22 protein-coding genes and 1 tRNA gene are annotated in these 25766 nt (G+C 36.8%); 12 read left to right on the forward strand and 11 right to left on the reverse strand.

Annotated features, from left to right (window positions below; genetic code table 11):
• Positions 1-4 precede the first annotated feature (4 nt).
• Positions 5-1642 (reverse strand): chaperonin GroEL, encoded by a 1638-nt coding sequence (gene groL, locus AC3RVF_RS08630; RefSeq protein WP_489693182.1) that lies wholly within the window; start codon positions 1640-1642, stop codon positions 5-7.
• Between the two features lie 81 nt (positions 1643-1723).
• Entirely contained in the window at positions 1724-1999 is a 276-nt protein-coding gene (locus tag AC3RVF_RS08635) for a co-chaperone GroES (RefSeq protein ID WP_489693183.1), read from the reverse strand.
• A 448-nt stretch (positions 2000-2447) separates the two neighbouring features.
• Here AC3RVF_RS08635 and AC3RVF_RS08640 point away from each other — a divergent pair, with 448 nt between their 5' ends.
• On the forward strand, positions 2448-3479 hold the full coding sequence (locus AC3RVF_RS08640; RefSeq protein WP_489693184.1) for a T9SS type A sorting domain-containing protein: 1032 nt from the start codon (positions 2448-2450) through the stop codon (positions 3477-3479).
• Between the two features lie 17 nt (positions 3480-3496).
• On the forward strand, positions 3497-4087 hold the full coding sequence (locus AC3RVF_RS08645) for a Riean_0653 family protein (RefSeq protein WP_489693185.1): 591 nt from the start codon (positions 3497-3499) through the stop codon (positions 4085-4087).
• 315 nt (positions 4088-4402) lie between these two features.
• On the opposite strand, the gene secG is transcribed toward AC3RVF_RS08645, so the two are convergent.
• The 6 genes from secG to miaB all read right to left on the reverse strand — a co-directional run bounded on the left by secG (position 4403) and on the right by miaB (position 9985).
• Entirely contained in the window at positions 4403-4747 is a 345-nt protein-coding gene (secG, locus tag AC3RVF_RS08650) for a preprotein translocase subunit SecG (RefSeq protein WP_489693186.1), read from the reverse strand.
• Entirely contained in the window at positions 4744-5709 is a 966-nt protein-coding gene (locus AC3RVF_RS08655; RefSeq protein ID WP_489693187.1) for a DUF8458 domain-containing protein, read from the reverse strand. Before AC3RVF_RS08655 ends, secG begins: the two co-directional genes overlap by 4 nt.
• 4 nt (positions 5710-5713) lie before the next feature.
• Positions 5714-6226 (reverse strand): LptE family protein, encoded by a 513-nt coding sequence (locus tag AC3RVF_RS08660; RefSeq protein ID WP_489691251.1) that lies wholly within the window; start codon positions 6224-6226, stop codon positions 5714-5716.
• 56 nt (positions 6227-6282) lie between these two features.
• Positions 6283-7560, reverse strand: a complete 1278-nt coding sequence (locus AC3RVF_RS08665) for a sigma-54 interaction domain-containing protein (RefSeq protein ID WP_489693188.1) — start codon at positions 7558-7560, stop codon at positions 6283-6285.
• Positions 7561-7601: 41 nt separating this feature from the next.
• Positions 7602-8480 carry a hypothetical protein gene (locus AC3RVF_RS08670; protein WP_489693189.1) on the reverse strand — a complete coding sequence of 293 codons (879 nt, stop codon included), beginning with the start codon at positions 8478-8480 and terminating at the stop codon, positions 7602-7604.
• 65 nt (positions 8481-8545) lie between these two features.
• Complete coding sequence (gene miaB / locus AC3RVF_RS08675) at positions 8546-9985, reverse strand: tRNA (N6-isopentenyl adenosine(37)-C2)-methylthiotransferase MiaB (protein ID WP_489693190.1); 1440 nt, start codon at positions 9983-9985, stop codon at positions 8546-8548.
• A 419-nt stretch (positions 9986-10404) separates the two neighbouring features.
• Here miaB and topA point away from each other — a divergent pair, with 419 nt between their 5' ends.
• The 7 genes from topA (at position 10405) to AC3RVF_RS08710 (ending at position 20029) form a co-directional block, all read left to right on the forward strand.
• The gene (topA, locus tag AC3RVF_RS08680) at positions 10405-12936 is read left to right on the forward strand and encodes a type I DNA topoisomerase (RefSeq protein ID WP_489691256.1); all 2532 of its coding nucleotides are present in this window, start codon (positions 10405-10407) and stop codon (positions 12934-12936) included.
• Positions 12936-14099, forward strand: a complete 1164-nt coding sequence (locus AC3RVF_RS08685) for a formimidoylglutamase (protein ID WP_489691257.1) — start codon at positions 12936-12938, stop codon at positions 14097-14099. The genes topA and AC3RVF_RS08685 overlap by 1 nt, the downstream gene beginning before the upstream one ends.
• Positions 14100-14214: 115 nt before the next feature.
• Positions 14215-15588, forward strand: a complete 1374-nt coding sequence (porK, locus tag AC3RVF_RS08690; RefSeq protein ID WP_489691258.1) for a T9SS ring complex lipoprotein PorK/GldK — start codon at positions 14215-14217, stop codon at positions 15586-15588.
• Positions 15589-15650: 62 nt separating this feature from the next.
• Complete coding sequence (gene porL, locus AC3RVF_RS08695) at positions 15651-16304, forward strand: type IX secretion system motor protein PorL/GldL (protein WP_489691259.1); 654 nt, start codon at positions 15651-15653, stop codon at positions 16302-16304.
• Positions 16305-16348: 44 nt separating this feature from the next.
• Positions 16349-17926 (forward strand): type IX secretion system motor protein PorM/GldM, encoded by a 1578-nt coding sequence (gene porM / locus AC3RVF_RS08700; RefSeq protein WP_489691260.1) that lies wholly within the window; start codon positions 16349-16351, stop codon positions 17924-17926.
• A 24-nt stretch (positions 17927-17950) separates the two neighbouring features.
• On the forward strand, positions 17951-18850 hold the full coding sequence (gene porN, locus AC3RVF_RS08705) for a type IX secretion system ring subunit PorN/GldN (protein WP_489691261.1): 900 nt from the start codon (positions 17951-17953) through the stop codon (positions 18848-18850).
• A gap of 135 nt (positions 18851-18985) precedes the next feature.
• A complete protein-coding gene (locus tag AC3RVF_RS08710) occupies positions 18986-20029 on the forward strand; it encodes an NAD(P)/FAD-dependent oxidoreductase (RefSeq protein WP_489693191.1) in 1044 nt (347 codons plus the stop codon).
• Positions 20030-20045: 16 nt separating this feature from the next.
• On the opposite strand, the gene AC3RVF_RS08715 is transcribed toward AC3RVF_RS08710, so the two are convergent.
• Entirely contained in the window at positions 20046-20426 is a 381-nt protein-coding gene (locus AC3RVF_RS08715; protein WP_489693192.1) for a DUF983 domain-containing protein, read from the reverse strand.
• Between the two features lie 99 nt (positions 20427-20525).
• On the opposite strand from AC3RVF_RS08715, the gene AC3RVF_RS08720 reads away from it, so the two are divergent.
• The gene (locus AC3RVF_RS08720; RefSeq protein WP_489693193.1) at positions 20526-22436 is read left to right on the forward strand and encodes an ABC-F family ATP-binding cassette domain-containing protein; all 1911 of its coding nucleotides are present in this window, start codon (positions 20526-20528) and stop codon (positions 22434-22436) included.
• Positions 22437-22473: 37 nt separating this feature from the next.
• Positions 22474-22656, forward strand: a complete 183-nt coding sequence (locus AC3RVF_RS08725) for a CPXCG motif-containing cysteine-rich protein (protein ID WP_489693194.1) — start codon at positions 22474-22476, stop codon at positions 22654-22656.
• A gap of 96 nt (positions 22657-22752) precedes the next feature.
• Here AC3RVF_RS08725 and AC3RVF_RS08730 read toward each other — a convergent pair whose 3' ends face one another.
• On the reverse strand, positions 22753-24303 hold the full coding sequence (locus tag AC3RVF_RS08730) for an AsmA family protein (RefSeq protein WP_489693195.1): 1551 nt from the start codon (positions 24301-24303) through the stop codon (positions 22753-22755).
• Between the two features lie 108 nt (positions 24304-24411).
• Here AC3RVF_RS08730 and AC3RVF_RS08735 point away from each other — a divergent pair.
• A tRNA-Met gene (locus AC3RVF_RS08735) sits at positions 24412-24484 on the forward strand.
• 268 nt (positions 24485-24752) lie between these two features.
• On the opposite strand, the gene AC3RVF_RS08740 is transcribed toward AC3RVF_RS08735, so the two are convergent.
• On the reverse strand, positions 24753-25685 hold the full coding sequence (locus tag AC3RVF_RS08740; protein WP_489693196.1) for a phytanoyl-CoA dioxygenase family protein: 933 nt from the start codon (positions 25683-25685) through the stop codon (positions 24753-24755).
• Positions 25686-25766: the final 81 nt, after the last annotated feature.

The raw sequence follows: 25766 nt of genomic DNA on the forward strand, positions 1-25766 counted from the left end.
TATACTACATCATCCCGGGCATTCCACCGCCCATACCACCTGGCATTCCGCCACCGGCATTATCTTCTTTAATATCTACCAAAGCACATTCAGTAGTAAGAATCATTCCTGCAACCGATGCAGCGTTTTCTAACGCGATACGGGTTACTTTCTTAGGATCGATGATTCCTGCTTTTATCATATCAACATACGTTTCAGATTTTGCATCGTAACCGAAGTTTTTCTTGCCTTCCAAAACTTTATTAATAACTACAGAACCTTCGCCACCTGCATTTTCAACAATGGTACGAAGTGGAGATTCAATGGCACGAGCCACAATTTGAATTCCAGTTGCTTCATCAAGAGTATCAGTTGTAAGCTTTTTAAGCACTTCTATGGCGCGAACTAAAGCAACACCACCACCAGCAACGATTCCTTCTTCCACAGCCGCACGGGTTGCGTGAAGTGCGTCGTCAACTCTATCTTTTTTCTCTTTCATTTCTACTTCAGAAGCAGCACCTACATAAAGAACGGCAACTCCGCCAGCCAATTTGGCTAAACGCTCTTGCAATTTCTCTTTGTCGTAATCGCTTGTAGTAGATTCTATTTGAGATTTTATTTGGTTCACACGATCTTTAATGTCCTTTTTATCTCCAGCACCATTAACAATCGTAGTGTTGTCTTTATCAATAGTTACAGTTTCAGCAGAACCTAACATATCAATAGTAGCGTTTTCTAAAGTGAAACCTCGCTCTTCAGAGATTAGGGTTCCGCCTGTTAGTACTGCTATATCTTCAAGCATTGCTTTTCTTCTGTCACCAAAACCTGGAGCTTTTACAGCTGCAATTTTTAACGAACCACGAAGTTTGTTAACTACTAAAGTAGCCAATGCTTCACCGTCTACATCTTCAGCAATAATCAATAAAGATTTTCCTTGTTGTGCCACTGGCTCAAGAATAGGAAGTAAATCTTTCATTGAAGAAATTTTCTTATCGTAAAGCAAAATCATTGGGTTTTCCAATTCAGTTTGCATTTTTTCGGTATCTGTTACGAAGTAAGGAGAAAGGTAACCGCGGTCAAACTGCATTCCTTCAACAACATCAACGTATGTTTCAGTTCCTTTAGACTCTTCAACAGTTATAACACCTTCTTTTCCAACTTTTCCGAAAGCTTTAGCAATTAACTCGCCAATTAGTTCGTCGTTATTTGAAGAGATAGAAGCAACTTGCTTTATCATTTCAGAAGAATTTCCAACTTTGGTAGTTTGTCTTTCAAGGTCTTTTACAATAGCAGCAACTGCTTTGTCAATACCGCGTTTCAAATCCATTGGGTTTGCTCCCGCTGCAACGTTTTTAAGGCCTTCTTTAACGATTGCCTGTGCTAAAACTGTAGCAGTTGTTGTTCCATCACCCGCAAGATCGTTGGTTTTTGAAGCAACTTCTTTCACCATTTGAGCGCCCATGTTTTCAAGCGGATCTTGTAATTCAATTTCTTTTGCAACGGTAACACCATCTTTAGTTACTTGTGGTGCACCAAAAGATTTGCTTATAATTACGTTACGACCCTTTGGGCCTAAAGTTACTTTTACTGCGTTTGCCAATGCGTCAACACCGCGTTTTATAGCGTCGCGGGCGTCAACATCAAATTTTATATCTTTTGCCATTTTTTTAAAATGCTTTATGCTTTTGGCAATATGCCTTAAGCTGTGATTAATCTATTTTTTTTTGAATTTATTTTGAAATGGTTAGATGATGGCTAGAATATCTTCTTCGCGCATAATAAGATAATCCTTGCCGTCAAACTTTAGCTCGCTGCCAGAGTATTTTCCGTAAAGAACAGTATCACCAACTTTTACAGTCATTTTGTGATCTTCTTTGCCTTTACCAACAGCTACTACTTTGCCTTGTTGTGGTTTTTCTTTTGCTGAATCTGGAATGTACAATCCCGAAGCTGTTTTTGTTTCTGCCTCTTGTGGCTGAACCAAAACGCGATCTGCAAGTGGTTGAATTTTTAATGCCATTATAAAATCTTGATTTTATAATTCCCGCGCAGGCGGGAATCTTGTTAAACTTATGTTCTAATGTTATGGTTGCTAATTGGCAGAAATTGTGCCACTGCCTATAAACTGACACTATTTGAAATGAAAATGCCAGCTTGTCAGAAGCTGGCATTTTAAATCTAATAAAACATTAGGAGGTATATTTATATTAACTGAGAATATAAGCTTTTATTAAAAAGTTGAGTTAAAGAAAAATTAACTTTTGATTTGAAAATTTCGGTAATTCGGCGTTCTTTTTTTACCTTAAACGAAATATTGCGATTGTCTCACGAAAATTAAGGATGATTTTATTTATTGTTTACACTAATAAACGATAAAAATATTTCTTTGTATTATTATCAAAAGCTATGGCTTTCAATCGTAAAATCAAAGAATTAATCTTTCTAGAATTGCACAAATATTAATTAAGATGAAAAACTCCTATTGCACTATCCTTTTTACAATATGCTTTTCTTTTTTAGGAACCATGTGGCTTACGGCACAGATAGTCAACATACCCGACCCAAATTTTAAAGCGGCGCTTCTCGCTGACGGTAATATTAATACCAATGGCGACGGGGAAATACAGGTTAGCGAGGCGGAGGCCGCGATTGATGTTAGTGTTGTTGGCAACAGTATTAATGATCTAACAGGCATTGAAGCATTTATCAACATAACTTTTTTAGAATGTTCCAATAATAATTTAACATCCATTGATATTAGCAACAATCTTGAACTGGAAATTTTTGAATGTTATAATAATCAGCTCACAAATATTGATATAAGCCAGAACACGGCAATGTGCCAATTTGAGTGTAGGTTCAACCAACTTACGAGTCTGAATTTGAGCAACAACCCCAATATTGTGCTCTTATCAGTGGGCAATAATAATATTTCAGAGTTGGATGTGGTCAATAATCCTTTTTTGGCCATTTTAGAGTGTAGGGAGACAATAATAGAAAATCTTGATTTGAGCCAAAATACTGGGCTCTTCTCATTGGTTTGTAATGATAACGATGTATTGACATATATAAACCTAAAAAATGGGAACAATGAAAATTTGACTTTCACTGGACTTTTTGCGAGCAATTTTGAAAACCTGCCGAGTTTGGAGACCATCTGTATAGATGATATAAATAATACTGCACTGATAGATGAAATTACTGCTCAAGTAGGCCATCAGGTAGATTTTACGGAGGATTGTACCCTAAGTATGGCAGATGCAGATTTCAATGAAGTAAGAATATATCCAGTACCTATTGGAGATAAACTATATATAAATTCCATGATACCAATCGTACAAATAAATGTTTATAATTTACTGGGGCAAAAGGTGCATTCTATGACTCAAGAGGACCCGATCCTGGAAGTAAGTACTGAAAAGCTGCTCATAGGCGTTTATATAGTAATGTTACAAGACAGCAACGGACGCGTTACTACCAAGAAAGTAATAAGGAAATGACTTTAAAAAAAGAAATTATGAAAACCTATGTATTGTTTCTATTTTTTGCGGTGGCAACTTTTATGGGCTGCTCAAAAAATGATGATGATTTAAAACTTCCCCCCATTACCCAAACTGGGGAAAACACTTTTGGATGTTATATTAATGGTAGATTGTTAATCCCGCGTGACGGGTCCGGAACAATTATGGGGCCTGAGAGAGGGTTCAAATTTTACGGATATGGTAATTTTCCAAACATTGTATATAATGAAATCACAGTCCGCGATTTTGTAGGGCCAAACGGAGGAAGGATAGATTTACATATGGTTGATCTCTATGAAAATGGAGAAGGAAGTTATCAGATTAAAGAAAGTAATTGTTTAAATTCTTTAAACGCAAACCATAGTTTTAATATCCGCTGTAATTATTTCAATGGACAAAGCTATGATTATTATTGCTCTATAGAAGGGACAGGTAATTTAAATATTACTCGGTATGATTTTGACAACAGGATAATTTCGGGGACTTTCAATTGTAGGGCGAGAAATGAAAACAACCCAAATGATATAATAGAAATCACTGAAGGTAGGTTTGATATAAAATGGGATGAATTGAATAATCCATTTTAAAAAGATAAAGGGTGCCACTGCAATGGCACCCAAATAATAAATAAAACCAACATTAACACATATTGTTTCACTTATTAATACTTTAAAATTATGCGAAAATTATTACTATTGCTCGTATTTCTTTCTTTTTTTACGCCCTCTCACTCACAAAATCCACTACCGACCAAAGTAGATAGTATGTTGGTCAACGTAAACAAATCCAGTTTTACATCAGGTGTGCTGAACGATAGAACAGTATCTTGGGCACATTTGAATGCCTATAATGAAAAAGCCAGCTCGTTAGAGCTGGCTTTTTAAAATATATTTTAGAAGGAATTAGTTAGCTCCTTCAGTATTTTCTGTTGGGGTATTTGTGGTTGTTGGTACCGCAGGAATTGTGTTTTGAATCGCATTTTCATCAAACGTTTTTGACTGCAAGCTGTTACCGCCCATAATAAAAACGTTAGAAAATAAAATAAGCGCTAACATAATAGTTGCAAGCGTCCAAGTACTTTTATCTAAAAAGTCACTCGTTTTCTGTACACCACCAATTTGTGCGCCACCGCCACCGCCAAACGACGATGAAAGCCCACCACCTTTAGGGTTTTGTACCATTATAACTATGACCAATAAAAAGGCCACTATCATTATCAAAATTAAAAATATTGTAAAAGTACTCATGATTGTTCTGAATTAATCAATTTTTCTATTGCCCGAATTTGGTCTGCAAAGAAACCACTTTTTTCGGGATTTTTCAAAATTAAAATTTTATATGCTTGAATTGCTTTTTTATAGTTCTTTTGTTGCAAATAAACTTTAGCCAAAGTCTCCGTCATCAGCGACTCGGGAGTTTGAGCGTGCAGTGCAGAAATATTTTTTGGCTCTTCTTTTTGTGAATTTTTTTGTGCTTCTGAAGGAATTATTTTAGGTCGTTCCTGTATAAACTTGTCTATTAACTCAGATTTCCGCTCTTTTTCCTCCAGCGCCAAAATTTCCTCCTGCGCTAAAGTTTTCTCTTTCGCTGAAGCTACGGTCGACAAGTCTGCTCCTTCTGAAATTTCTTCGGAACGCTTAATGGGTTTTGCTTTTGTAAGTTTTAACCATTCAGAAAATGAATGCGTGTCGTTTTGCGTGAATTCTAAAGGTTTGTCTGGCTCTAATTGCGCATCGGGCTTATCAGCTTCAGTGGATGGTTTTTCCAGCTTCTTTTCAACCAAATTGCTAATAGAAGTAACTTTTCTCTGAAAAAGTTCTGGATTTAAAATGTCCTCTGCCTTCTGCATTTCGGCTTTAATCTGCTTATCTATTTCAAGGCTTATTTGTTCTGAAACATTTTCGGCCACAACAATTATCTTTTCTACCGAAGCATCGTGCTGTAAAATTGTTTGGGAAATTTCATTTTGAATAAATTTTTCTGAAGTAATGTATTCAAAAAGAATATCGCGGTCTGTGGTATGAGCAGCTGTAAGTTTTAAAGCATCGTTATACAGAAAACTATCCTGATTTTTTAAACCTTTAAGTTGCAACGCACGAGCGCTTTGGAAATAGGGATATTTTTTTATAATCAAATCCAACGCTGCCAAATCCTCAGAAGTTATTTTCTGTGGATTGGCGAGTAGATATGTAAAGTTTGAAGTTTTCAAAAGCCTACCAATTTGCAAGTGATTTGTTAAAAATATCTTGTGTTATTCGTTCAAAAATAATATCGACAGCGGCGTCAAGTTTTGAACCTGTTAATTGAGTTGTTCCGGGATAATCATAATAAAAACTAAACGGTTGCTCAAAATCTTTCAATGGGTCTTTTGTGTTGTAAAACCGTACACTTACAGCTATGGTTAGTCTGTTTTGTGCGGCTGTGCTGGTAGAAGTTGCCGTGATTGGCGCAATGTAAAACTGAGTAATTTCGCCCTCATAAACCAAATCGCCATTACTATTTACAAGGTCTAAACTAGTCTGATTAAGTAATAAATCCTGCAATTTTTGTGTGAAATCGAGCGCAATCCCTGGCTCTACAATTGGAGCGTTGTTCTGAAAATAAGCTACCTGAACCGTTTTGGTAGTGGCGTAATTAATATCTGCTCCAGTGAACGAATACGGGCCGCAGCTTTGCAAAGTAATTGCTGCGATTAACAATACTAAAATTGAATATGTTTTTAACATTTACTTTAATCTTTCTTTAATTTTCTAAACACCGATGCACGCAATGAATCACGTGCCTACAAGTCGTATTGCTTAATTTTTCTATATAAAGTTCGCTCTGAAATACCCAACTCATCTGCGGCGTCTTTTCGTTTTCCGCTGTATTTTTCGAGTGATTTTTTTATGAGTTCCAATTCTTTTTGCTGAAGTGAAAGATTTTCTTCTTCCTCAATATCTTCGGCATACTCGTATTTGTCTTTTCGTTGTTCAGAGCTATGTTCGGGAATACTGAAAACCTCCACATCATTGTCTGAATCGTTGTTTTCTTCGTCAATGATTGAAGCCAATTCCTCTTCGGCTTCGTGATCATCTGAATAAATTTTATTAATAAGTGACGATTGCTCTTCTTTTACCTTTGCCGCATTACCAGTTTTCATCAATTCCAATGTAAGCTTTTTAAGGTCGTTTACATCGCGTTTCATATCAAAAAGAACTTTGTAAAGAATTTCTCTTTCGCTACCGAAATCGCTTTCAGATTTTTTCGAATTTACAACTGCCGGAAGATTGCTGCCCATGTCTGGCAGATAATGTTTTAGAGTTTCATACGTAATTTCGCGAGATTGTTCCAAAACCGAAATTTGTTCCGCCACGTTACGCAATTGACGAATGTTTCCGCTCCAACGGTATTTTAAAAGTATTTCTACCGCTCGATCATTTAAGCGAATGGTGGGCATTTTGTATTTCTGCGCAAAATCTGCGGCAAACTTTCTAAAAAGCAAATGAATGTCTTCCTCCCGCTCGCGTAACGGCGGTAAGTTTATTTCCACCGTGCTTAAGCGATAATAAAGGTCTTCTCTAAATTTTCCCTTTTCAATTGCCTCAACCATTTTTACATTGGTTGCGGCCACAATGCGAACATCTGTTTTTTGTACTGCGGAAGACCCTACTTTTAAAAATTCGCCATTCTCCAAAACACGAAGTAAACGCACTTGCGTTGGCAGCGGCAATTCGCCCACTTCATCGAGGAAAATTGTTCCGCCATCAGCTACTTCAAAATAACCGCTTCGCGCAGCCGTAGCTCCCGTAAACGATCCTTTTTCGTGACCAAAAAGTTCGCTGTCAATAGTTCCTTCAGGAATTGCACCACAGTTTACGGCAATGTATTTTCCGTGTTTTCTGTGCGAAAGAGAATGAATTATTTTTGGAATACTTTCTTTACCAACGCCACTTTCACCGGTAACCAATACCGAAATATCAGTGGGTGCTACTTGAATTGCTTTTTCTACGGCACGGTTCAGTTTTGGGTCGTTGCCTATTATTCCGAATCTTTGTTTTGTTGCTTGTATGCTTTCCATAGTAACTTCCCGCGAAGGCAGGAATCTCTTATTTTTTGTTCTTAATAATATTCGTAGCTAAATAACTCAAATAGTTCTCCATCTATAGTAACCTCGGCACTAATAGGGTAATTCAAATCATTGTATTGATAGGTAATAACGCGCAATTCACCATAGTCATTATACGATGTTATATTGTTTTTTGAGTAAGAAAATGTCTTGTCATAGGCCATTGAGAAGCCTAATTCATCTAAAATAAAACTTTTATAATTATTCATAAGAACAGGGTAAAGCGGATTTATTTTATCGTCGTGTTCGAAATTTATATCATAAATATATGAGCCAGTATCTTCATTTATATTAATAAGGTTACCATTGCTATAAGTGTATTTAGTTACGGTAGGATTCGGATTCCATGCATGAGGTTCTAAATTCACTTGATTAAGCAGGTTATCAGAATTCAAGATTAATGTATAATTAGTATCCCCATCCATGAACAATCGTCTTTGAACTTGAATACTATCCTGAAAATGAGTAGCTGCGATTGACCCGAAATAAGAGCCGTTTTCGTCAAATCTATTAATTTGTTCTAGCTCATTAGTGTTATTAAACTCATTTTCGGTATATAGCCATAGGTTAGATTGGCCTTCAAAAAATAAAAAACCTGTAACTCCCGTTAACTGTCCTGAATCGTTATATAAAATATCCATTTTAATTCCATCAATATCATTTGCGGTATTAAAATAATGAATTGGCTTAGCCTCCTCATTAAAATAATATTCTCTACGTATATTTTGATTATACGCTTTCGTAATAGTAAATTTCTTAATTTTTAGTTCTGTGTTTTGTTCTGGCTCTTCTTCCTGAACTATATCGTTATCATTATTTGAACAACCGAACAAGCAAAAAAGAATACTGAGTAAAATGAAAACATGTCTCATAACTGTTGATTTAGATTAATAGTTTTGTTTTTATATCTCAAGATACTACTATTTTCGCTTATTCATTATTTTGAATATGCCACGGCTTCACCAATGAGGGTAGCCGTAGTGCAATCTGTTATTTTTACGTCCACAAAATCTCCCGCTTTATAATTTTTCTTCGGAAAAACGGCAGTACTGTTGTGCTCCGTTCTTCCGCTCCATTCGTCTTTATTTTTTTTAGATTCCTTTTCAACTAAAACTTTTACAGTTTTTCCTAAATATGTTGCGGTGCGAATTGCACTGTGGCTTTGTTGTAGCGCTACAATTTCGGTTAATCTTCGGCTTTTGGTTTCTTCCGGCACATCGTCTTCGAGTTTTCGGGCAGCCATGGTTCCGGGTCTTTCAGAATATTTATACATATAACCAAAACTGTATTGTACATATTCCATTAGGCTCATGGTGTCTTTGTGATCTTCCTCTGTTTCAGTTGGAAAACCAATAATCATATCTTGCGAAACGGAACATTCTGGAATAATTTCAGAAATTCTATCAATTAATTTCATGTATTCTTCACGGGTATGCTGACGGTTCATTTCTTTCAAAATCCGCGTGCTTCCACTTTGCACGGGAAGGTGAATATGATTGCAAATATTGTCGTGTTTTGCAACAATATGCAAAACCTCTTCGTGCATATCTTGTGGGTTGCTTGTTGAAAAACGAATGCGCATTTCGGGATGCGCTGCTGCAGTCATATCAAGCAATTGGGCAAAATCTGTTGCCGTAGCCTTCTGCATTTCTGAAGCAGTTTTGAAGTCTTTTTTCAAACCACCACCGTACCATAAATAGCTGTCCACATTCTGACCAAGAAGCGTTATTTCTTTGTAACCTTTTTCAGCGAGATCATTCACTTCGCCTAAAATACTCTGCGGATCGCGGCTACGTTCGCGACCACGAGTAAAAGGAACCACGCAAAACGTACACATATTATCGCAACCACGGGTAATGCTAACGTAAGCGGTTATTCCATTGCCGCCCAATCTAACTGGCGAAATATCGCCATAAGTTTCTTCTTTCGAAAGAATTACATTCACAGCATCGCGGCCTTCTTCTACTTCTTTTAGCAAATTAGGAAGATCTTTGTACGCATCTGGCCCAACTACTAAATCGACTATTTTTTCTTCTTCAAGAAATTTTTCTTTTAAGCGTTCCGCCATACAGCCCAAAACGCCCACTTTCATCTTTGGGTTAATTCGTTTTACGGCATTGTATTTTTCCAAACGTTTGCGAACGGTTTGCTCGGCCTTATCGCGAATGGAGCAGGTGTTTACCAAAACTAAATCTGCCTCTTCTAATAAATTTGTGGTGTTATAACCTTGGTCTGCAAGAATTGAAGCTACAATCTCGCTGTCGCTAAAATTCATAGCACAGCCATAACTTTCAATATATAATTTTCGAGAATTGCCCTCACGTGCTTCTAAAGTGAGTGTGTTTCCTTGTGTTTTTTCGTCAATAATCTTTTCCATAAAAAATCTCTATTCAATGCAAATTCAAAGCGCTTTCATTGAACTGGCAAAGATACTATTAATTTGTCACGGTGACAAAGTGGCAGATTTATTTCTGAAATTTTCTGGAAAATATTAATCTTTTAGAGGAATAGCTAGTTTTTGAATTTCAGCCAAAGCTTCCACTTCATTGCCCCAGCCTATAATTTATACTGGATAGTAATTTTGAAGTATTATTAAGGAGAAAAGTAAAATACAACTTCCTATAAACACCTTAATATGGGGGCGAAATGATTTCATGAAAAAAGTTTTCAGTTTCCGAAGCGACTAAAAACAACGTAATTACACACTTCTTACATGTAAAGAGTTGACTATTTTTTAGTCACAAAAATTTCGTATTAAAAAATTCACATACTTTTGCACACATAACAAAAAAGGATATGGCAAAGAATTTAGTGATAGTTGAGTCCCCAGCAAAAGCAAAAACAATAGAAAAATTTCTAGGGAAAGATTTTAAAGTTTCCTCGAGTTTTGGGCACATTGCAGATCTTCCGTCTAAGGAATTGGGCGTAGATGTAGCAGGAGATTTCACACCTAAATATATAGTTAGCAGCGATAAGAAGAAGTTGGTAGCCGAGTTAAAGGCACTCTCCAAAAAAGCCGAAATGGTTTGGTTGGCGAGTGATGAGGATCGAGAAGGTGAAGCAATTGCGTGGCATTTAGCAGAAGAATTAAAGTTAGATAAAAGCAAAACCAAGCGTATTGTTTTTCACGAGATTACAAAATCTGCAATTTTAAAAGCAATTGAAAACCCGCGCCAAATAGATTATAATTTGGTAAATGCGCAGCAAGCACGTCGCGTTTTGGACCGTTTGGTGGGATACGAACTTTCACCGGTTCTTTGGAAAAAGGTGAAAGGCGGACTTTCTGCAGGACGCGTACAATCTGTTGCAGTGCGATTAATTGTGGAGCGCGAACGCGAAATAGAAGGGTTTACACCCGTTCGTTCCTATAGAATTGATGCAGAATTTACAACCGTTGATGGCAGTAAGTTTAAAGCGAAACTTCCAAGGAATTTTGAAACTGAAAAAGAAGCCCGCGAGTTTCTTCGGAAGAATTTAGGAGCTTCGTATAAAATTTCAGATTTAACTAAAAAACCTGCTAGCAAATCGCCGACAGCGCCATTTACCACTTCAACAATACAACAGGAAGCTGCACGAAAGCTGTACTTTTCAGTTGGAAAAACAATGACAATTGCTCAGCGTCTTTATGAAGCTGGACTTATAACTTATATGCGTACCGATAGCGTTAACCTTAGTAACGACGCTAAAGATGCTGCGCAAAAAGAAATTATTCATTCGTACGGAAAGGAATATAGCAAACCCCGCGATTACAAAGGGAAAAGCAAAGGAGCGCAAGAAGCTCACGAGGCTATTCGGCCAACAGATATGAGCCGGCACACTATTACTGGCGATCACGATCAAGCGCGTTTGTACGATTTAATTTGGAAAAGAACTGTGGCTTCGCAAATGAGCGATGCGCAATTAGAGCGCACTAATGTGAAGATTGACGTACTTTCAAAGGAAAAGGTTTCAGAAAATTTCACTGCAAATGGTGAAATGATAAAATTTGACGGTTTCTTAAAAGTTTATTTAGAAGGAACTGATTTTGAAGAAGAAGAACAAGAGGGAATGTTGCCAAATATGAAAAATGGCGACCCGCTAGAAAATAATTACATTAACGCTACGGAGCGCTTTACGCGTCCGCCGTATCGTTTTACGGAAGCATCGTTGGTAAAGCAATTGGAAGAGCTTGGTATTGGTCGTCCGTCAACTTATGCGCCAACTATTTCAACAATCATCAGCAGAAATTATGTTGAAAAAGGATCTGTGGAAGGTGTGGAACGAAAGTATCTTCAACTAACACTTCAAGATGAAAATGTTAAGGATAAAACCTTGACGGAAACCGTTGGCTCTGATAAAGGAAAATTGGTTCCAACAGATATTGGAATGATTGTGAACGACTTTTTGGTGGCACACTTCGAAAATATTCTCGATTATAATTTTACTGCAAAAGTAGAGCAGGATTTTGACGACATTGCTGAAGGAAAAGAGGAGTGGACGAAAATGATGAAGAATTTTTATGCCGAATTCCATCCACGAGTAGAACATGTTGAAGAAAATGCAGAACGCGAAAGTGGTGAACGCATTTTGGGTGAAGACCCTGTAAGCGGAAGAACGGTTTTAGTACGACTTGGAAAATACGGACCAATGGCACAAATTGGTGCGCCGGATGATGAGGAGAAAAAATTTGCTAGCCTCCGTCCAGACCAGCAATTGCACCTTGTTACTTTTGAAGAAGTAATGGATCTTTTTAAACTTCCAAAGACTTTGGGCGTTTATGACAATGAAGAAGTTGAGGTAAACAATGGTCGTTTTGGGCCTTATGTTCGCTTAGGAAAAACTTATATTTCTTTGCCGAAAGGAATGGATCCTTTGGAGGTAGATATGGCTTTCGCAAAAGAGCTAATTGAAGAAAAGAAAAAGGCAGATGCACCTATTTATACGTATGAGGATTTGCCAGTTCAGAAAGGTGTGGGACGTTTTGGACCATTCCTAAAATGGAACAGCATGTTCATTAATGTGAACAAGAAATACGATTTCGATAATCTTTCTGATGAAGATATTGTTCAGCTTATTGAAGATAAAAAGCAAAAAGAAATTGATAAGTTAATCAATGAGTGGCCAGAAGAGAAAATACGCATTGAAAAAGCGCGTTGGGGACGTTTTAACCTGATTAAAGGAAAAACGAAGGTAGAGTTGCCAAAAGGCACCGAGGCCGACAAAATAACCTTAGAGGAAGCTCAGGCTTTATTAGAAAAGAAAAGTCCGAAAAAGAAAACAGCTGCCAAAAAGAAAACCGCAACCAAGAAACCTGCAGCTAAGAAGAAAACAACAGCCAAGAAAAAATAATGATAGAGTTTTTATCTCCAGTTTCAAAAAAAGTAATGGCTCACCGGGAAATTCTACCGCTCGGAACCTTGGGAAAACAAATTGAAGCCCACGCCAAAATAGGAGAGTTGCCTAACTTAAAAGACGTGAAGTTTGCGCTCCTCGGAATTAAGGAAAACCGAAGCGATGTAGATTATATTGGCGGAGAACTTTCTTTTGAACCGTACCGGAAAGCATTTTATTCGCTTTACCCGGGTAACTGGAATTACAAAATAATTGACCTTGGCGATATTGAAAAAGGAGCTACGGCGGAAGACACACGTTTTGCCGCAAAAGAAGTTATAGCTGCCCTTTTGAAGAAAAATATAGTGCCAATAATTCTCGGTGGAGGTCAAGATTTAGCCTATGCCCAATATCGTGGTTATGACAGTTTGGGCGCAATGGTTAATGTGGTAAACATAGACAACCGTTTCGATCTCGGAAATGCCGAATTACCAATTTCTAACAAATCGTATGTTGGTAAAATGGTAGTGGACCAACCTTACAATCTTTTCAATTATAGTGCAATAGGGTACCAATCATTTTTTAATGCACCGCAGGAAATAGCTTTGATGGACAAGCTTTTCTTTGAAGCCTATCGTTTGGGTGAAATTACTGCCGATATTACTTCCGTAGAACCTATAATGCGTGATGCTGATATGGTTACATTGGATGTTACAGCAATAAAAAGTGCAGAATTAAGTTATAAAAATAATGACAGCCCTAACGGCTTTGATGGACGCGAAATTTGCGCCATTTCTCGATATGCCGGTATCAGTAATAAAGTAAAATCTTTTGGTGTTTACGAATTAAGTAATTCCATTGAAAGCCGAAGCGGAGCAATGCTTGTGGCGCAAATACTTTGGTATTTTGTTGAAGGATATAATTTTAGGGTTGAAGATGATGATTTTGAAAGCGAGACCCTATTTACCACTTATAAAGTGCCCATTGAAGATGAGGTTTTAGAATTCAAAAAAAGTAATAAAACAGAAAGATGGTGGATTGTTTTGCCTTTTCTTTCAAATGTTAATAATAAATTAAAAAGACGTACGTTATTACCTTGCACTTATGGCGAATATTTGGGTGCGTGTAATCAGGAAATTCCTGAGAGGTGGTTAAAGGCCCGCTACAAGAATGAAGTATAATCTAAAGTAAACAAGTAAAAAGAGGGATTGATGGATTTTCAAAAAAAAAATTGTTTTTTTGGATTTTTATGGATACGTTTACGCCCTTGAATCTCAAAATTTAACCGAAATACCTATGAAGAAGTTTATTGCATTAACTGCGATCGTTGCCTTTTTATTCAGTTGTAACTCTGGAGACCGAGGCGAACTGGTTGGGGTAAAAGGTAAAAAATGGTATCCACAAAAACCTTACGGAATGACTCTTATACCTGGTGGATCCTTCATTATGGGTAAAAGTGATGACGATTTTGTTGCCGTGAATGATGCGCCAACAAAAACTGTTACTGTACGCTCATTCTATATGGATGAAACCGAAATTACAAATTCAGAGTACCGTCAATTTGTAAATTGGGTAAGAGATTCAACAGTAAGATTAAGACTTGCAATCCAAGCAGACATGGTGGGAGCTACTCCTGGCGATGGCGGAATTGGTGAATTTGCATTTGTAGATCAAGAAAGCGAAGAAATGACTCCGTACCAACAATATATGTACGATAATTACTTCGGTATGGGTGAAGACTACTACGCTGGTAGAAAACTTAACGATAGAGTAGATTTAATCTGGGATACAGCTGAATATCCAGATGAGTACTATTCTGAAGTTATGGATACTATGTATATTCCAACCGAAGAAGCTTATAACGGTCAACGCACTATTGATGTTAGCAAACTAAAATTCCAATATACTTATATGGATATTCAGAGTGCTGCACGAGATAAAAGCAAAAGAAGAAAAGATTTCATCAAAAAAGAAGAATTGAATATATACCCTGATACAACAGTTTGGATCAAGGATTTCAACTATTCGTATAATGAGCCAATGCACAACGATTACTTTTGGCATCAAGCTTATGGCGACTATCCTGTAGTAGGTGTAAGCTGGAAACAGGCAAAAGCTTTCACAGCTTGGAGAACATTATACAAAAACTCTTACCAAAAATCTAAAAAGAAGAATTTCATAAACTCATTCCGACTTCCTGGTGAAGCAGAGTGGGAATATGCAGCTCGTGGTGGACTAGAATCTGCAACGTATCCTTGGGGTGGTCCTTATGCCAAGAATGACCGTGGTTGTTTTATGGCGAATTTTAAACCCCTACGTGGTGACTATGCAGCAGATCAAGCTTTATACACAGTAGAAGCTAAATCTTACGAGCCAAATGATTTCAATCTTTATAATATGTCTGGAAATGTTGCCGAATGGGTAGCTTCTTCATATGATCCAGCATCTTATGATTATACTTCTACAATGAACCCGAACGTAAACGATGATGAGAATATGCGCAAAGTTGTGCGTGGCGGGTCTTGGAAGGATGTAGCTTATTTTCTTCAAGTTAGTACCCGTGATTATGAATACGCAGATTCTGCCAGAAGTTATATTGGCTTTAGAACTGTACAAGATTATATGGGAACTGACGTTGTGCTAAATCAAAACTTTGGTGACGCACGTTAATACCCTTTATTTACTAAATTTATTCAACCTTAACTTAAACTCTCAATTAAAAATTAAGCATTATGGCACAAGCAAAATCAACTAAGAAATTATTTAATATGGCCTATGGCCTTGGAGCTTCGATAGTAATTATTGGAGCGCTTTTTAAAATCCTTCACTGGGAAATTGGTCCATTAAACGGAGGTATTCTTTTGGCAATCGGACTTATTACTGAAGCACTTATTTTCGCAATCTCTGCTTTTGAACCAGTAGATGATGATTTGGATTGGTCATTGGTTTATCCTGAACTTGCTGGTGGAGCAGGTGGCTTAAGAAAAGGAGCTGTTAAAGATCCAGAAGATGCACAAGGACTTTTGTCTAAAAAACTAGACGATATGCTTAAAGACGCACGTATCGATTCTGAATTAATGGACAGCCTTACTACAAGCATCCGTTCTTTTGAAGGTGCTGCTAAAGGTATGGCTCCAACTGCTGAAGCAATGAGTTCTACTAAAAAATACAGCGAAGAGATGGCGCTTGCCGCTGCACAAATGGATTCATTGAACAGCTTGTATAAAGTTCAAATAGAATCTACTAGCCGTCAGACTGAAGCCAACGAAAGAGCGGCAGAAAACGCTGAACAGCTTAAACAACAAATGCAGCACTTAGCTACCAACCTTTCTTCATTGAACGGTGTTTATGGAGGTATGCTTTCTGCAATGAGTAATAAAAACTAAGATAGGTCTTCACCTTAATTATTAATCTTTAAAAAAGAATAAAAATGGCAGGAGGAAAACTATCCCCAAGGCAGAAGATGATTAACCTAATGTATTTGGTTTTCATCGCGATGCTTGCATTGAACATGTCCAAAGAAGTATTATCGGCTTTTGGATTATTAAACGAAAAAATAGAAGTTGCTAACGTTTCAACATCTCAGCGTAACCAAGCCTTTATGGATGGATTGGCTCAGAAGGTAATTGATGAGCCTGCACAATACGCAGCTGTTGAGGCAAAAGCAAAAGAAATTTCACAAATTTCTGATGAACTAGACACTTATCTTGCTTCACTTAAATCTGGTTCAATGGAAAAAATTGAAGACCCTACAGATTACGAGGTAATGGATAAGCCAGATCACTTTAACAACTTGTTTTTTACAGGTGAAAAGTATAAAGAAGGCGGACAAGAATTTTTAGCAAATATGGATAAATACCGTACAGAAATGATTAAGGTATTATCAGATCCAGCTTTGGCAAAGGTTGCCGGTATCGATGCTATTATAAAATCTATTGAAACTAATTTTTCAACAGCAGAAGTTACTAACCGTGATGGTAAAAAGGTAAATTGGTTAAACTATAACTACGAAGGATTTCCTTTAGTGGCTTCATTAACCAAACTTACCCAGATTCAAGCGGATGTTAAATCTACCAAAAGTGAAGTTTTACAAAGAATGCTAGCAGGGCAACAAGCCGCAGCTTTGTCTTTTAGTAATTACTCTACTTTAATGGAATCTTCAAAATCTGCATATTATTCAGGCGAAAAATTTGATGGTGCTATTGTATTAGGACGTACTGATGAAAGTACTAAACCAAAAAGAGCTGAATTGACTTTAGACGGCAGAAAACTAGTAGAAAATACAGATTATACTTTTGAAGGTGGTAAAGTAAAACTGAATGTGAGTGCAGGTTCTCCTGGAGATCACAAAATTGAGGGAACTTTATATTATGGTGAAGGCGGTGAAGAAACTGAAGTAGCGGTGAACCGCTCCTTTGCTACAATTTCATTACCAAATTCAGCAGTAATCGCTGCAGACAAAATGAACGTAGTTTATCGTGGTGTAGATAACCCAATGACGGTTTCTATTCCTGGTATTCCTGATAATAAAGTGAACGCTTCGGCAGCTGGACTTTCAAGAGTTTCAGGAAGTAAATATGTAATGCGTCCAGGAGCTGGTAGAACAGTTATGATTTCGGCTAATGGAACATTGCCTGATGGGAAACCAGTAGGTTCAAAACAGGAATTCCGTATTAAAGATATTCCACCACCAGTTGGTGCAATTCGTGGAGAAACTGGAATTGTACGTATGGAACGTGGCGGTCTTGAAATATCTACAGTTTCAGCAGTATTGCAAGATTTTGATTTTGAATTAAACATTAACGTAACAGGCTTTAGCTTTAAAGTTTCTGGACAACCTACAGTTAAGGTTAACGGAACTAGACTTGATGCTGCTGCTAAAGGAGCGTTAAGAAGAGCACAGCGTGGAGATGCAGTTCAAATTTTTGACATAAGTGCTAATCTTGCTGGAAATTCAGGTTATATGTTGAAAAAGATTTCTCCTGTAATTATTGAATTGACAAACTAATTTTAGAATAAAAACCCTATAGGTATGAATTTGAAAAATGTTGTTTTATGTGTTTTTGGTCTTGGAATGGCTGCTGGTGCTAGCGCACAAGTAAACATTTTAAACGCCAAAACCCCTGAGGATATAGGCAAGAAAACCGAATCGCAAATTGCTTATGACAATGATAAACCGTTACCTTATGGGTATACGGACGAGCGCGATGTGCTTTGGTCTAAAACCACTTGGGAGATAATTGATCTTGATGAAAGAGTAAATTTCCCATTGTATTACCCTATAGACACCAACAATATTGGTTCAGATAGACGTTCACTTTACGACGTTTTGGTGAAAAACATCAAAAACGGAAAAATAGATGGCGTATATGCAGATTCATATTTTACCGAAAAGCGTACGTTGCAAGACATAAACGCCTCTTTGGTTTATAGCGATACTACAGATTTAGGTATTGAGCAGTATAACGCCGAAGGTGTTGTGGATGATCAATATGTGCGTCGTTTTTCATTAGATGCTGGAGATATTGATTCTTGGCATATTAGAGGCTATTGGTATCTAGACAAGCGTCAAGGTGAACTGAAATATCGTTTACTTGGTCTTTGTCCGGTTGCAAATGAAGCGCGTTCTAAAGCTTTTCCCGGAGATGGGCTTGAGTCTAAAGTTGAACTTTTTTGGGTATGGTTTCCAGGAGCTCGTGAGGTTTTACACGAAGCAAAGGCATTCAACCGGAAAAATACTTCGCAACCAATATCTTACGATCACTTGTTGAACTCTAGACGCTTTAATGCGGTTATTTATAGAGAAGACAATGTTCAAGGCGATAGAGGTGTGAATGATTACATAAACGATAATGCACTTATGCAGTTAATGGAATCTGAGCGAATCAAAGAACAAATACGTAACATTGAAATAGATTTGTGGAATTATTAATTTGTTGATAATTTCATAATTTGAAGAAAGCCCTTCAAGTTCCATTTTTGGAAACTGAAGGGTTTTTTAATTCCGCCAATATTTGAAATAGTATTTATTGATGAAGAGGCGGTTTTTAAAAATTTAAAATTGACAATGAAAAAGGTAGATTATATAGTAGTTGGGCTCGGAATTGCCGGAATTAGTTTGTGCGAGCAACTTCAAAAGCAAAATAAGAGCTTTGTAGTGGTTGACGGTGGCGCTGAAGGTTCTACGGCTAAATCTGGTGGGGTTTTTAATCCAACGGTTCTAAAACGCTTTACTGCGGCCTGGAATGCAGCTTCCTTTTATCCCACAGCGATTGATTTTTATAATGAACTATTAAAAAAACTCAATCAGAATATATTTATTGAATCCCCAGTTCTACGGATTTTTAAAAGTGTTGAGGAACAAAACAATTGGTCGGTGGCAAGCGATAAAAAGGACTTGCAACCCTTTCTTTCTTCGGAATTTTTAAAGAATACGAATCCAGCAATAGACGCAACATACGGTTTTGGTGAAGTTTTAGGCACCGCTCAAATTGATGCCGTACAATTGCTTTCTGGCTACCGCGCTTATTTACAGACTGCAGATTTATTGCTTACAGAAACCTTCGAATATAACTTGGTGCAACAAAAAGAAAATGAGATCTGTTACAAAAACATTTCAGCTAAAAAAATCATTTTCGCTGAAGGTGCAGAAGCAATAGACAACCCATTTTTTCCGAAGCAAACAATTATTGGCAATAAAGGGGAATACGTAGTTATAGCTGCTCCTAAGCTTCAATTGGACGCGCTATTAAAGGGCCCTATGTATGTAATTCCGGCGGGCAAAGATCAATACAAAGTTGGCGCAACTTATAGCCGCGATGATTATAGTGTTAATCCAACCGAACTGGCAAGGGAAGAAATTCTTTCGAAATTAAGAACATTTATAAACTGTCCTTTTGAAGTAGTTGGGCAAACGGCTGGCGTTCGACCTACAACTAAAGACCACAGGCCTTTATTGGGAAGTTTGGTTGAAAATCCAAATTTGGTTTTTTTCAATGGTTTGGGCTCGCGAGGATTTTTAATGGCACCTTTGCTGGCAGAAATACTAATAAATGCATTGGAAAATAAAAGTGCGCTTCCTAAAGAAATGGATATTCAGAGAATGTTATAATTTTCTCTTACTTGGATTATACTTTAGTTTCGTCGTAATCCACAAAAAGATTGATCCAAATATTTCGTGATATTCGAACGATAAGAGGAAATAATACAGCCAAGGATATAATAATAGCTAAAAATGAATAATTTCTATCAAGCCCAAGAATGAAGTATGAAATAACGAACGCGGCGACAGAAATTGCCACACCAACGCCGTAACTTACATACATTGCTCCAAAAAAGAATGACGGTTCTATCTTGAATTTTTTCCCACAATGCTCACAATGCTCATGCATTTCCATGAGTTTAGAGATTTTATAAGGATTATCCTCTAAATACATATCGCCCTCTTGACATACGGGGCAAGTGCTTGTAAAAATACTGTTGAGTTTGGAACCTTTAAGGAAATGCATTGTAGACTTTTTTAACACCACAAAAATAAGCATCTTTGCAAAAATTTCAGCAGTAATTCCCAATTCATTAATTTATAATACTGCATTCATAACATACTAATGATCAACATCCACAATCTTTCGGTTTCCTTTCAAGGGGACTATTTATTCGAAAAAATAACTTTTCAGCTAAAGGCAGGCGATCGCGTGGGTCTTGTTGGTAAAAATGGCGCCGGAAAATCTACCTTACTTAAAATTATTTCCGGAGAACAGGAATATGATAGCGGACAAATAGCGACCGATAAAGAGATATCTATTGGGTTCTTAAAACAGGATTTAGAATTTGAAATAGGCCGAACGGTGTTGGAAGAATCTTATGAAGCTTTTATCGAAATAAAAAAATTAGAGAAAAAGCTTGATGAAATAAACACCCAACTTGCCGAACGCACAGATTATGAAAGTGATACCTACCATGACTTGATGGTAGATTTAAACGATGTTCAGCACCAGTATGAAATTCACGGTGGTTATAATTATCAAGGTGAAACGGAGCGTATTTTACAAGGTTTAGGTTTTCAAAGAGAAGATTTTTCAAAACTTACCGAAACTTTTTCTGGAGGTTGGCGTATGCGTATTGAGCTTGCGAAATTATTGCTTCAAAATAACGATATTCTGCTTTTGGATGAGCCTACCAACCACTTAGATATTGAATCTATAGTTTGGTTAGAAGAGTTCTTAAAAGGTTACGCAGGTGCTGTGGTAATTGTGTCTCACGATAAAATGTTTTTGGACAACGTAACGAATCGAACCATAGAAATTTCTCTTGGAAAAATATACGATTTCAATAAACCCTACACCCAATATTTAGTACTTCGGAATGAATTGCGCGAGCAGCAATTGGCTTCGCAAAAGAATCAGCAAAAGCAGATTGAGCAAACTGAAAAGCTAATTGATAAATTTCGCGCCAAGGCTAGTAAAGCAACTATGGCGCAGTCGCTTATAAAAAAGCTTGATAAAATTGACCGTATTGAAGTTGATGAAGACGACAATAGTGTAATGACCTTACGTTTCCCGATTTCCATCACGCCGGGAAAAGTGGTAATTGAGGCTGAAAACATTTCAAAAAATTACGGTGATAAAAAAGTATTGAATGGCGTAGATCTTTTGGTTGATCGCGATAGCAAAATAGCTTTCGTAGGTCAAAACGGACAAGGGAAATCTACTTTGGCAAAAATTATTGTCGGCGAAATAGAATACGGCGGTAAACTCGTTTTAGGCCACAACGTACAAATAGGTTACTTCGCACAAAATCAAGCAGATCATTTAGACGGTACTAAAACCGTGCTCGATACAATGATTGATGCTGCTAATGAAAAAAACCGAAGCCGCGTTCGCGACATTTTAGGTTCTTTTCTTTTTCGTGGCGATGAAGTAGATAAATATGTGCGTGTATTGAGTGGTGGTGAACGAAACCGTTTGGCACTGGCAAAACTATTGCTGCAACCTTTAAATGTTTTGGTGATGGATGAACCCACGAATCACTTGGATATAAAATCTAAAAACGTTTTAAAAGATGCGTTAAAAAGCTTCGAGGGGACATTGCTTTTGGTTTCTCACGATCGTGACTTTTTACAAGGATTAACTAATAAAGTTTACGAATTTAAAGATCACCATATTAAAGAATATTTGGGTGATATTAATTACTTCCTCGAGCAACGAAATCTTGAAAATCTTCGCGAAGCCGAAAAGCGGACCGTTGTTTCAGTAGTAAAGGAAAAGCGAACTGCAGGGGAGGAGTACGAGATTCAGAAAAAACTTAAATCGGCTAAAAATAAATTGAGCAATGTGGAATCTTCTATTTCTTCTTTGGAAAAAGAAATTGCAACAATCGACACAGAATTGCTAGTTCGTTATGAAGAAACCATTGCCAAACCTCACTTTTTTGATAAGTATCAAGAAAAGAAAAAGAAGCTTAAAAAGCTGATGGAGGATTGGGAGATTCTTCAAGAAACGGTGGAATCATTAGCTTAAATTTTTGAATGTTTTTATAAATTTTTTCTTGTAAAATATGCTTGAACACTTTTTTCAATGTCCGCATTGTTGGGAGGAAATCTCAATGTTACTAGATACTTCCGTAAGACATCAAGTTTATATTGAAGACTGCGAAATTTGTTGCAACCCGATAGAATTGGATGTAAATTTTCAGAATAGCGAATTAATAGGCTTTACAGCGAAGCAAATTGGACAATAGAGTATATTTCAATAATTTTCGTAATCCCGCCGGATAACGCCATTTTTAGCTCCTAGTAAAGGTTAGAAACTATCCAGTGGATAAGCCATTAAAAATTTATATCATAATTTTAGTGAGTGCCGCCTTTATACTAACCCACAGAAAATTAAAAATAGATTTGGTCTGGTCTCTACTTGCCACGGCAGTGCCTTCTTTAAAATTGTCTTTTTCGGTTTTACTATTTTTCGAGATTAATAAATTTGTAATAGCCGACAGAAATTTATTTTTTCTCTTTCCATCTTTTTGAAGCACGCTAACATCGAAGTTGGAATAGCTCATTTTCATATCTGTTGTAGAAGTTTCTTTATTTCCATCAATAGTAAAATAGGTTTTGTTAGTCTGCCCATTTAGCCTAACTTTTAAATTAGGTTCTGTAAAACTATTCAGTTTATCTACTACTAAAGTGCCCATATTTGCTTTAAAAACAAATGCATCCGACTTCGCGTTTACATCAAAATTCCAATCAACCTCGATTGGTGTATTTCCCATAAAATCTGCGGTAATATGTACTTCAGTTTTTTTAGGACTTCTGTAGGTATTGCTGGCATTAGAAATTGCTGCATCTAAATTTTCGAAATTGATGGAGCCGCCCATGTTCTCGGGTTTTACTCGCTCTTCGTATTTCAATTTCCCGTTGGTTATTTTCAGTAAATCTACGGTTAATGCAAAAGGCATATCGCGAAGCATTTTACTGTAAAGTGGTTTTATTGATGAGTCGTCCGCTACAAGCTTATCGCGGTAAATTTCTACTGAAGGCGTTTCTATGATAACTTTTTTGCTTTTGGCGAAAAAACGATTGTTTTTAAAGCCAAAATCTATGCCTTCAACCGAAAGCGATTGCATGGAGAGATCGTAATGGTCCCGTTCTGTGCTAATCAATCTTGAAAGCTCCCTTTTTGAATATTTTGTTTTCAAGTGAAGGTTTTTAAAAACGGCATTTCTGTTATCAATGGAAAAATCTTTTACAGATAGATTTTCATAAGGTCCAACTTTCACGAAAACGGTATCGCTTTTGGCATTATAAGTATTATAAGTTAATGGAATTCTACGCGCAATTGTGTTGTTATCAATCTTTATTCCTTCCACTTCAACGGAAAGTCCCTTCGTGTATAGTTTAGTAGAGTCTTTCCCTTTTTCAAAAATCGCGAATTTAGTATTATTGATTTTTAATTTGTCAATGATAATGGGTTTGTAGATTGAAAATATGTCATTGCGCAGCGTGTCTTCTTTTTTTTCGATCCGGTCTTGATAATAGGCAATTGTTGGGTTTTCTAGCGTAATGGTTTCTATGTGAATTTCGTTATTGACTAGATAATCCCAATAACTGATATCTGAAATTTTGAGCTTTTCAACATTCACAAAAGTGTGCTCCTTTCTATCCCGCTTGTTTTTAATAATAAGAGAGGCATTTGTAATCGTTAGCGAACCGCCAAAAGTTTCGACTGTAATACCTTCGTGAGCGCGTATCATATTTTCTGGTAACCGATTGGCTATAAAATCTTCAAGCTTATTTTTCAGAAGAATATTTACCGAAACTGTTGCAATAATAAGTATTGCTCCAAGCAACAGAACGGTAAATATTAATTTTTTGAAACCTTTTTTCATCATTTAAATATATGAAAAGTATGTATGTAAAATACACAAAAATATATTTTGAAAAAATTAGTATTTCTTTCTTGTAAACTCTAAAAAGCTTTGTATCTTTGCCGTCCATATCGCGGGATAGAGCAGTAGGTAGCTCGTCGGGCTCATAACCCGAAGGTCACTGGTTCGAGTCCAGTTCCCGCTACAAAGAAAAGCTCCTTAGTTTGAAAAAACTTGGGAGTTTTTTATTTTAAAATGAATTTAAATTTGAATGGGCTCTTATCCGCCGCGGCGGACACTGGTTCCCCCGATGCTTCGGGGCATTTTCCGTTACAAAGAAAAGCTCCTTAGTTTGAAAAAACTCGGGAGTTTTTTATTTTTATTCATTCCCCAAGCAATAACTTTTATTCCGATTGAATATTGAATATTGTTTGGTTTTTCTCGGTCATTTTTTTAATGTTGAGTATAATTTTTTAGAGCCAAGTTGTTTGTATTTCACGATCTAATGGCTGGTAATTAATATACTGTACTATACGTGGCCTCATTCCTGTGTTTGGGGAACTCCCATGAGGAAGCTTGTGATTCCAAATAATAAAATCACCAGCATTGCCAGAAATAGGTTTAGCTCCCAATTGGTGTAAATCATATTCTCTGGGATTCACGTTTTTTGGCAAATCTTCTAACCATTTCTCAATTTTTCGATGAAACCCAGGAACTAAAGTAAATGCTCCCTGATTTGCAGGTGTATCGGTTAAATATAATAATCCCTGAACACCAAAATATATTGGTTGCTTTAAGCTTACATCCCAATGTAAATCTGGTCCAGGAAATTTAAATTTATCAGTTTCTGGAGGATTAAAACTGGTTCTGTCCATACTTAAAATTAAATCATTTCTATTCCAAAGTTGTTGGTATACTTGTCTGATTATTTTAGAAGTTCTATTTTTATTCAATTGCTCGTGATTGAATAACTGTACCATTATCCCTTGTTTTTCGGGATGATGCTTATACCAAGTGGATTTGTCTGTCGGATCTATTTTTAAGAAATCTTGAATAACGGCTACACTAGCTATACAATCATCTTGAGAAATAGCATTTGGAATAATAACATATCCGTCTTCTTCCCATTGCTTCAGTGATTCTTTGTTTAATATTAATTCTTCATTTTCAAAACTTTCAACTTTTTTACTTTGAGAATTATATGCTGTGTTAAATAACGCTATCATATCTTCTGATAGGTGACCATTTTTAAGTATCCAATCTTCGAATTCAACAAACGAAGGGTCTGCATTAAATAAATACTTGTAAGTGGGCTCTATACCTATGCCTAAAGCATCAAATACCGCAGAAACATAACTGTGTTTAAGGTTTAGTTCGTCATCTACCATTCCTTTCTTTTGAAGCATCGTCGTTGACCAAATTTGCTTTAGATATGATATGCCGATTTTTTCGTTTTCAAATGACTTCGAATTATGAATTTCCTTTCT

It is taken from the genome of Aequorivita sp. IT1183, from assembly GCF_058068265.1.

What these genes read in the sequence shown, in the direction of transcription:
- groL (WP_489693182.1), bottom strand. Translation starts at nt 1,642, where the DNA reads ATGGCAAAAGATATAAAATTTGATGTTGACGCCCGCGACGCTATAAAA.
- AC3RVF_RS08635 (WP_489693183.1), bottom strand. Translation starts at nt 1,999, where the DNA reads ATGGCATTAAAAATTCAACCACTTGCAGATCGCGTTTTGGTTCAGCCA.
- AC3RVF_RS08640 (WP_489693184.1), top strand. Translation starts at nt 2,448, where the DNA reads ATGAAAAACTCCTATTGCACTATCCTTTTTACAATATGCTTTTCTTTT.
- AC3RVF_RS08645 (WP_489693185.1), top strand. Translation starts at nt 3,497, where the DNA reads ATGAAAACCTATGTATTGTTTCTATTTTTTGCGGTGGCAACTTTTATG.
- secG (WP_489693186.1), bottom strand. Translation starts at nt 4,747, where the DNA reads ATGAGTACTTTTACAATATTTTTAATTTTGATAATGATAGTGGCCTTT.
- AC3RVF_RS08660 (WP_489691251.1), bottom strand. Translation starts at nt 6,226, where the DNA reads ATGTTAAAAACATATTCAATTTTAGTATTGTTAATCGCAGCAATTACT.
- AC3RVF_RS08665 (WP_489693188.1), bottom strand. Translation starts at nt 7,560, where the DNA reads ATGGAAAGCATACAAGCAACAAAACAAAGATTCGGAATAATAGGCAAC.
- AC3RVF_RS08670 (WP_489693189.1), bottom strand. Translation starts at nt 8,480, where the DNA reads ATGAGACATGTTTTCATTTTACTCAGTATTCTTTTTTGCTTGTTCGGT.
- miaB (WP_489693190.1), bottom strand. Translation starts at nt 9,985, where the DNA reads ATGGAAAAGATTATTGACGAAAAAACACAAGGAAACACACTCACTTTA.
- topA (WP_489691256.1), top strand. Translation starts at nt 10,405, where the DNA reads ATGGCAAAGAATTTAGTGATAGTTGAGTCCCCAGCAAAAGCAAAAACA.
- AC3RVF_RS08685 (WP_489691257.1), top strand. Translation starts at nt 12,936, where the DNA reads ATGATAGAGTTTTTATCTCCAGTTTCAAAAAAAGTAATGGCTCACCGG.
- porK (WP_489691258.1), top strand. Translation starts at nt 14,215, where the DNA reads ATGAAGAAGTTTATTGCATTAACTGCGATCGTTGCCTTTTTATTCAGT.
- porL (WP_489691259.1), top strand. Translation starts at nt 15,651, where the DNA reads ATGGCACAAGCAAAATCAACTAAGAAATTATTTAATATGGCCTATGGC.
- porM (WP_489691260.1), top strand. Translation starts at nt 16,349, where the DNA reads ATGGCAGGAGGAAAACTATCCCCAAGGCAGAAGATGATTAACCTAATG.
- porN (WP_489691261.1), top strand. Translation starts at nt 17,951, where the DNA reads ATGAATTTGAAAAATGTTGTTTTATGTGTTTTTGGTCTTGGAATGGCT.
- AC3RVF_RS08710 (WP_489693191.1), top strand. Translation starts at nt 18,986, where the DNA reads ATGAAAAAGGTAGATTATATAGTAGTTGGGCTCGGAATTGCCGGAATT.
- AC3RVF_RS08715 (WP_489693192.1), bottom strand. Translation starts at nt 20,426, where the DNA reads ATGCATTTCCTTAAAGGTTCCAAACTCAACAGTATTTTTACAAGCACT.
- AC3RVF_RS08720 (WP_489693193.1), top strand. Translation starts at nt 20,526, where the DNA reads ATGATCAACATCCACAATCTTTCGGTTTCCTTTCAAGGGGACTATTTA.
- AC3RVF_RS08725 (WP_489693194.1), top strand. Translation starts at nt 22,474, where the DNA reads ATGCTTGAACACTTTTTTCAATGTCCGCATTGTTGGGAGGAAATCTCA.
- AC3RVF_RS08730 (WP_489693195.1), bottom strand. Translation starts at nt 24,303, where the DNA reads ATGATGAAAAAAGGTTTCAAAAAATTAATATTTACCGTTCTGTTGCTT.
- AC3RVF_RS08740 (WP_489693196.1), bottom strand. Translation starts at nt 25,685, where the DNA reads ATGCTTCAAAAGAAAGGAATGGTAGATGACGAACTAAACCTTAAACAC.